Origin of the sequence: Neobacillus drentensis (assembly GCF_036965245.1) — a bacterium.
GTDB lineage: Bacteria > Bacillota > Bacilli > Bacillales > Cytobacillaceae > Neobacillus > Neobacillus drentensis_G.
Map to the genome: position 1 here is coordinate 21,385 of NZ_JBALPG010000149.1, position 6,874 is coordinate 28,258.

Here is a 6,874-nt window from a genome sequence, read left to right on the forward strand (position 1 = left end):
AGAAATGCATAAAGTTGGTATTTGTGGACACTTTGGTGGAGGACATAATTTTTTAGACGGTCAGACTGTCAAGACGAAAATCTTGACTGAAGAATTGAAAAAAGAATTTGGAAACGATGAAGTACAAATTGTTGATACGCATGGCTGGAGGAATAATCCTTTTGCTTTATTATTTAAATGTTTCCGTGTATTTTTGCAGTGTGAAAACATAGTAATTTTACCTGCACACAATGGTGTAAGAGTTTTTGTACCATTATTTGTGACTTTAAATAAATTATTTTCTCGTAAAATGTTTTATGTTGTTATTGGTGGTTGGTTACCTAAATTATTGGAGGATAATGTAAAGCTTAGGTATAGTCTAGGGAAGTTTAATAAAGTTTTTGTAGAGACCCAGTCTATGTTAGAAAATTTGTTCAAACAAGGATTAGATAATGTGCAACATCTACCCAATTTTAAGAGGTTAGATATTCTTGATCGAAGTAAATTAGTTTATCCTGAAGGTGAGCCATATAAGTTGTGTACTTTTTCGAGGGTTATGGAGGAAAAAGGTATTGAGGATGCGATTAAGGCAGTAAGTGAGACTAATAGAATTTTAGGCAAGAGAGCATACACTTTAGATATTTATGGACCAATAGATGATAATTATATCGAAAAATTTAATTTGTTAAAACAAAGCCTTCCTCCTTATATTACCTATAAAGGCATGGTAGATTTTAATGATACAACTAGAGTATTAAAGGAATACTTTGCTTTGTTATTTCCAACACGATTTAAAACAGAAGGTGTTCCTGGTACTATAATAGATGCATATTCAGCCGGAGTACCTGTAATAGCTTCACAATGGGATTCTGCAAAAGAAATTATAGCTCAAGGCAAAACAGGGTTTATATATGATTTTATGCAAAACTCAAAATTGAAGGATTTATTATTACAAATATTTGATGACCCTATTAAAATTAATAATATGAAAATAGATTGCTTAAAAAAGGCAAAACAGTATTCTCCTGAAGTAGTTATTATGGAGTTTAAAAAATATCTATAGATGAGAGGAAACATCCATATATGGGTTTAAGCATATATAATATAAAAAAATGGACTAGAATGTTATCAGGCAGAAGCATTGAACATGTAAATCAGGGTTTGGAAAAATACTAAAGTTGTTCAAAAGTTAATTGAAAAATAATATGTTTGAAAGGTTTTTTGATATGGGCAAAATAAAAGTAATGCAAATCATGCCTGAATTTGGACTTGCTGGTGCGGAAATCATGGTTGAAAATTTATCTGTTGCACTGGCTAAGGATGGATTTGAAATATGTATTGTTAGTCTATACGATTATCATTCCGCTATTACAGAAAGATTAGAAAAACAAAATATCCCAATTATCTACTTGGGCAAAAAAAAGGGAATTGATATAAGTATTTTTTATAAACTATATAAAATTTTAAGGAAAGAAAAACCTGATGTTATCCATACGCACCTTTATATTTTGCCGTACGTTATTCCTGTTGCGCTACTTGCAAAGGTTAAAGTAAAGGTACACACTATACACAATGTAGCAAAGAATGAAGTTGGAAAATGGCAAAGGAAAATTAATCGTTTTTTTTATAAGTATTGTAGGGTTATTCCTGTTTCTATAAGTCCTCTTGTTAAGAAATCCGTAATTGAGGAATACGGTTTTGAAGAAAATCAAGTACCGATGATTTTTAATGGTATAGATTTGAATAAGTATATTCAGAAAAATGATTATACAAATAAAGGTATTATAAATATACTTCATATTGGTCGCTTCTCAGAGCAAAAAAATCATGCGGGGTTATTAGAAAGTTTTAAAATAGTTCATGAAAATGTTCCAAATACTAAGCTCAGGTTAATTGGTTTAGGCAATTTGGAAAAGGTTATTAAAAATAAGGTTAAAGACTTGAATTTAGACGGTTGTGTTGAATTTTTGGGCTTAAAGGCGGACGTTTATCCTTATCTAAATGAAGCCGATATTTTTATTCTACCTTCTTTATGGGAAGGAATGCCTATTACTCTAATAGAAGCAATGGCTACTGGTCTACCAATTGTGGCTACAGCTGTTGGGGGCGTTCCAGATATGATAAAGGATAATAAGACCGGATTATTGGTTGACACTAACAATGCCCAAATAGCAGAAGCTCTTCAAAAATTAATTAAAGACACCAATCTTCGTAAAGAAATTGGTAATGCTGCTAAATCTACATCTGAACAATTTTCTGTAGAAAAAATGGAGGAGCAATATGCTAAGTTATACAAAGGTTTCATCTGATATTGAATCATATAATTTATAGATAAAATTATTTTATTTTAATACAACGCCGTGGATTAAATAAGCTTATAATAGCTATCAATAATTTTAAGTATATATTAATATATTTTAACATTAGCATTACATAAAAATTTTAGAGATATGTCAAATTAGATTATTGTGGATAATCCACCATATAACTTAATATTCAGATATATTATTGTTCCTCCAAAATTAAAATGTCGTTAAGGATATAAGTAGTAGTCCTCATCTTCAATCGGTAATTTATTTCCATTTAATTTAGGTAAAGTAGGCCAAACATTAAGTCTTCTAGGTGGTCCACTTCACCTTCGTCAAATTGGCGTACAATTAAGACAAAATCTCTTTTCCCAATTAAATGTTCTTCTGCCCTTTGAGGGGGTAGTCGGTTTTCGGAAAAGAGAACGAATAAAGGCATCTAGACCTTGATAAAGACTGGTTTCCAAAGTCCTTTTTAGCTCTAACAGGCTGCCGTTGTGGCTAATTCTCAATTATTCAAATAAATTACAGATAGTTATTTTAAAAAATACCTTGACAAACAAAAATTAGTTTAATATAAAGCTAATGATATTTTGAGGAACACTATTAATAGTTTCTTCAAATTAGATTGATGTGATTTTGTATAAACTTGGGGATTAAAGAATAAACCTATTAAATTTATTTTTCCCTGGATAAACAAAGTGGTTGATAGTTGTCGGCAAAGGGTAAAGTAACTGTGAAAAACTTCGCAAGTCAGAGCTTTTTTAAAAAAAGGGGAAAAAACAAACAAAAAGCAATGGTTAGAAGGAGAAAAACGTGTTAGGAAATGTAGTCTTTTTTATCTTATTTATTATATTAGCGATTGAGTTATTTAAGAATTTGAAAAAGGGCATTATAAAATATATTGTTTTTGCTCTAGTATCTCCACATTTAAATATTGGGGATTTTCAAATTAGTTTCGAAATATTTTCATTTTTTCTAGTTTTAGTTGTTGTATTAATAAAAGACTCATCGGTATTTCTAATTTATCGGAAGTATTTATACCGTCAACATTTAATGATATATTTTATTGTTTTTATTCTGGCATCATTATTAGCTGTTATAAGATTTGGAAGTGAAATACCTTGGATTTCATTTATAGCAATTTTTCGTGTAGTTTGTTTAATTTATATGTTGCAATATGTAATGAAAGATAGTCCAGAAGAGACAATAGATCAAATAATTTCACCAATATTGTTTATTAACCTTGCCGTTTCGATTATCCAAATTACTGTTCCAGCAAGCACAAGGTTATTTTATGAATTTTACTATAAGACATCTTTAACCCCTCTTGAGGCAGTACTCAAATTAGGTTATTTTGATAGAGGATACGGGACTTTTGGGACCCCTGTATTACTTGGGGTGTTCTCATTGCTAAGCTTTGCAGTTTATTTTGGGTTTTTCGTAGAAAGAAAAAATTTTAAACGAAAATACTTAAAGTTAATATCTTCTATAATAATAGGTTTACTTGCACTATCAAAAACTGCGATTATAGGGATACCTTCTATTCTAGTTTTGTGTTGTATATTAAGCTTTTTAGGAGTAATAAAAGTAAAAAATAGGAAAGTTCTGCTCCTTCCTTTGATAGTTATTCCGATTTTTGGAATAACTGTTCGATTGCTAGAGCGTCAAGGGACGGCAATAACATGGTATTTATCATTCTTAAGAAATCCATTTAAAGCATTTGAAACAAGGTATGATACAACAAGCGGTATTTTAGCAAATACTTATTCTACTATAACTAGTAACTGGATGTTAGGGGTGGGAGGGACACCACTAGCAAATGATTTTATTGGTGATTCCATGTATACCGGAATTATTTACAGTACTGGAGTGTTAGGGCTTTTTATTTATTTTAGTGCTTTAATAATCTCAACTATAAAAAATTTAAAATTTAGAAATGCAACTGCTTTGCTATGCTTTGTTGTCATTTGTTTAACAGGTTTTGGGGCTCCAATACAACTACATATCATATCTGTACCATTATTAGCTTATATGTTTAGTAAAAGTGAAGAAGTTATCAATAAAGAACATAAGTTGGGAACTAATAACAAATTATAGTTTTAATATAGATAGTAGTGTACAAATAAAGACTAAAGATTTTATGATATTCAAGTTTGAGGGTTTATATAATATCTGCCAATTCTTCATGTAAGGCAGGTTACAACATTTTTATTTGAATATCATTTTAAGGAGAATAGTAATGAAAAAAGTAGCAATTTTAGATACATCCGTAGCAACTTTCAATAAAGGTGATGAAATTATTATGGAGTCCGCTAGAGATGTAATTAAGGATATTACTAAAGGTTGTTTTGTAGTAACTCTTCCTACTCATACTCCAGCATTCCATTGGTATGAAACAATTACTGATTTAAAATTTAATAACAGGTCTAAAGAAATTCATGAGATAGATTTAAAGTTTGTTTGTGGTACCAATTTACTTAGTACAAATATGTTTGGACCAATGACAACATGGAATATAAATATATTTAATAAAAAGCCATTGCAAAACAGCATTCTTCTTGGAGTTGGATGTGGCGTTAACAGTAAAAAAATCAATTATTACACAAAAAAACTATACAAATCTATTCTATCAAAAGATTATATGCACAGCGTTCGTGACGAGAGGACTAGGCATATGTTGGAAGATATGGGCTTTCACGCTATTAATACTGGTTGTGCGACACTTTGGTCGTTAACACCAGAATGGTGTAGTCAAATAGAAAGTAGGAAGTCTGATAAAGTAGTATTTACATTGACTGATTATAAAAAGGATCTTAAAAATGATCAAAAATTAATAAACATCCTTAAGAAAAATTATAAAGAAGTTTATTTTTGGCCACAAGGCATGGAGGATTATGCTTATTTTACAAAGTTTGAAAATATAAATGGAATAGAAATAGTTACGCCAAGTGTAGAGCAATTTTCTGAGTTATTAAACAGTGATATTGATTATATTGGAACGAGACTGCATGCAGGAATATACGCAATGAAACATAAAAAGAGATCGATAATATTAATCGTTGACCACCGTGCAAGAGAGATGAATAAAAGCTATAATCTAAACTGTTTAGAAAGAGATAACATTGATGATCTTCATCAAATGATTAATTCAAATTTTGTTACTAATCCTAATATAAACATTGAAGATATTAAAAAGTGGAAAAGCCAATTTTAATACAAAGTAAGATTTCTTTTGTAAAACCAAATTACGTTTGCAAGGGTTCTTTGATTTATCTTTTTCTTAAAATAGAATTGTAATTTAATCTATGATCAGGTTGTGTAATTACAAATGAATATATATAAAAAGTTAGTAAGTAACTCACTTGTTTTTGCTGTAGGGAACTTAGGTACAAAGTTAATTGCCTTTTTCCTAGTACCACTTTACACATATTATTTAACAACGAGTGATTTTGGATTGGTTGATTTATTAACAACCACGGTAAGTCTATTGATACCTGTTTTTACGTTGAGTATCTTTGATTCAGTTTTAAGATTTGTAATGGATAAATGCTATGATAAACAAACAATATTAATAAATTCTTTATTCGTAATATTAATCGGATTTACTTTGTTGTTAATGATTTATACTGTTTTGGTAATATTATTGCCGTTCAAAGATTATATACTTTATTTCTATTTATTATTATTGGTTCAATCCCTTTTTACAACTCTTACGCAATATATAAGAGCAAAAGGAATGGTTAAACTTTTTGCAGCTAGTGGGATTATCAATGCATTTATTTTATTGATATCTAATATTATTCTCCTCGTGATGTTTAACTGGGGAATTGTAGGATACCTTTTGTCTCTTATTGCTGCCAATGTAGTTAGTTGTTTTTTCGTCGTTATTTGGGGAGGGATTCAAAGGGATATTAACATAAAAAAAGTAAATTTCAAGTTAATGAAAGAGATGTTACAATATAGTATTCCGCTAATTCCTAATGCACTCATGTGGTGGATTATGAGTTTTTCAGACAGATATATTATTACTATTTTTCTAGGATATAGTGCCAATGGACTATATGCTGTAGCTAGTAAAATTCCAAGCATTCTAAATATATTAAATTCGATATTTTTCCAGGCGTGGCAAATGTCAGCAATAGAAGAGGCGGAATCAAGAGATAAATCAAAATTTTTTTCAAATGTTTTCAATGTATTTTCTTTAACAATGTTGGTATCCACTTCACTATTACTTGTATTTTTAAAGCTAATCATGGATCTATTAGTTGCTGATAACTACTTTGATTCTTGGAGATATGTACCATTTCTTTTGCTTGGGGTTGTATTTTCGAGCTTTTCGAGTTTCTTAGGTACAAATTATATTGCGGCTAAAAAAACGTCGGGTGTTTTTAAAACATCTGTTATTGGTGCAATATTAAATGTAGTAGTATGTATAATATTAATCCCAATAATAGGGCTAAATGGTGCTGCAATTGGGACAATGCTTAGTTTTCTTGTTATTTGGCTTTTAAGAATAAGAGATACAAAGCAATTTGTTAGCATAAAAATTAATATAAGGAAATTATTTTTAACAATAGTTATAATTC

General features: G+C 29.7%; 5 protein-coding genes. All 5 read left to right on the forward strand.

Annotated elements, in window-relative coordinates; translation table 11 throughout:
• The first annotated feature begins 4 nt into the window (after positions 1–4).
• On the forward strand, positions 5–1,042 hold the full coding sequence (locus tag V7150_RS22740; protein ID WP_335522754.1) for a glycosyltransferase family 4 protein: 1,038 nt from the start codon (positions 5–7) through the stop codon (positions 1,040–1,042).
• Positions 1,043–1,172: 130 nt separating this feature from the next.
• A complete protein-coding gene (locus V7150_RS22745) occupies positions 1,173–2,288 on the forward strand; it encodes a glycosyltransferase (RefSeq protein WP_335522756.1) in 1,116 nt (371 codons plus the stop codon).
• A gap of 813 nt (positions 2,289–3,101) precedes the next feature.
• Positions 3,102–4,385 (forward strand): hypothetical protein, encoded by a 1,284-nt coding sequence (locus V7150_RS22750; RefSeq protein ID WP_335522757.1) that lies wholly within the window; start codon positions 3,102–3,104, stop codon positions 4,383–4,385.
• Positions 4,386–4,527: 142 nt separating this feature from the next.
• Positions 4,528–5,502: a polysaccharide pyruvyl transferase family protein gene (locus tag V7150_RS22755; protein ID WP_335522758.1), complete on the forward strand. Its 975-nt coding sequence runs from the start codon at positions 4,528–4,530 to the stop codon at positions 5,500–5,502.
• A 114-nt stretch (positions 5,503–5,616) separates the two neighbouring features.
• A partial coding sequence (locus V7150_RS22760; protein WP_335522760.1) for an oligosaccharide flippase family protein occupies positions 5,617–6,874 on the forward strand: 1,258 nt, incomplete at its 3' end.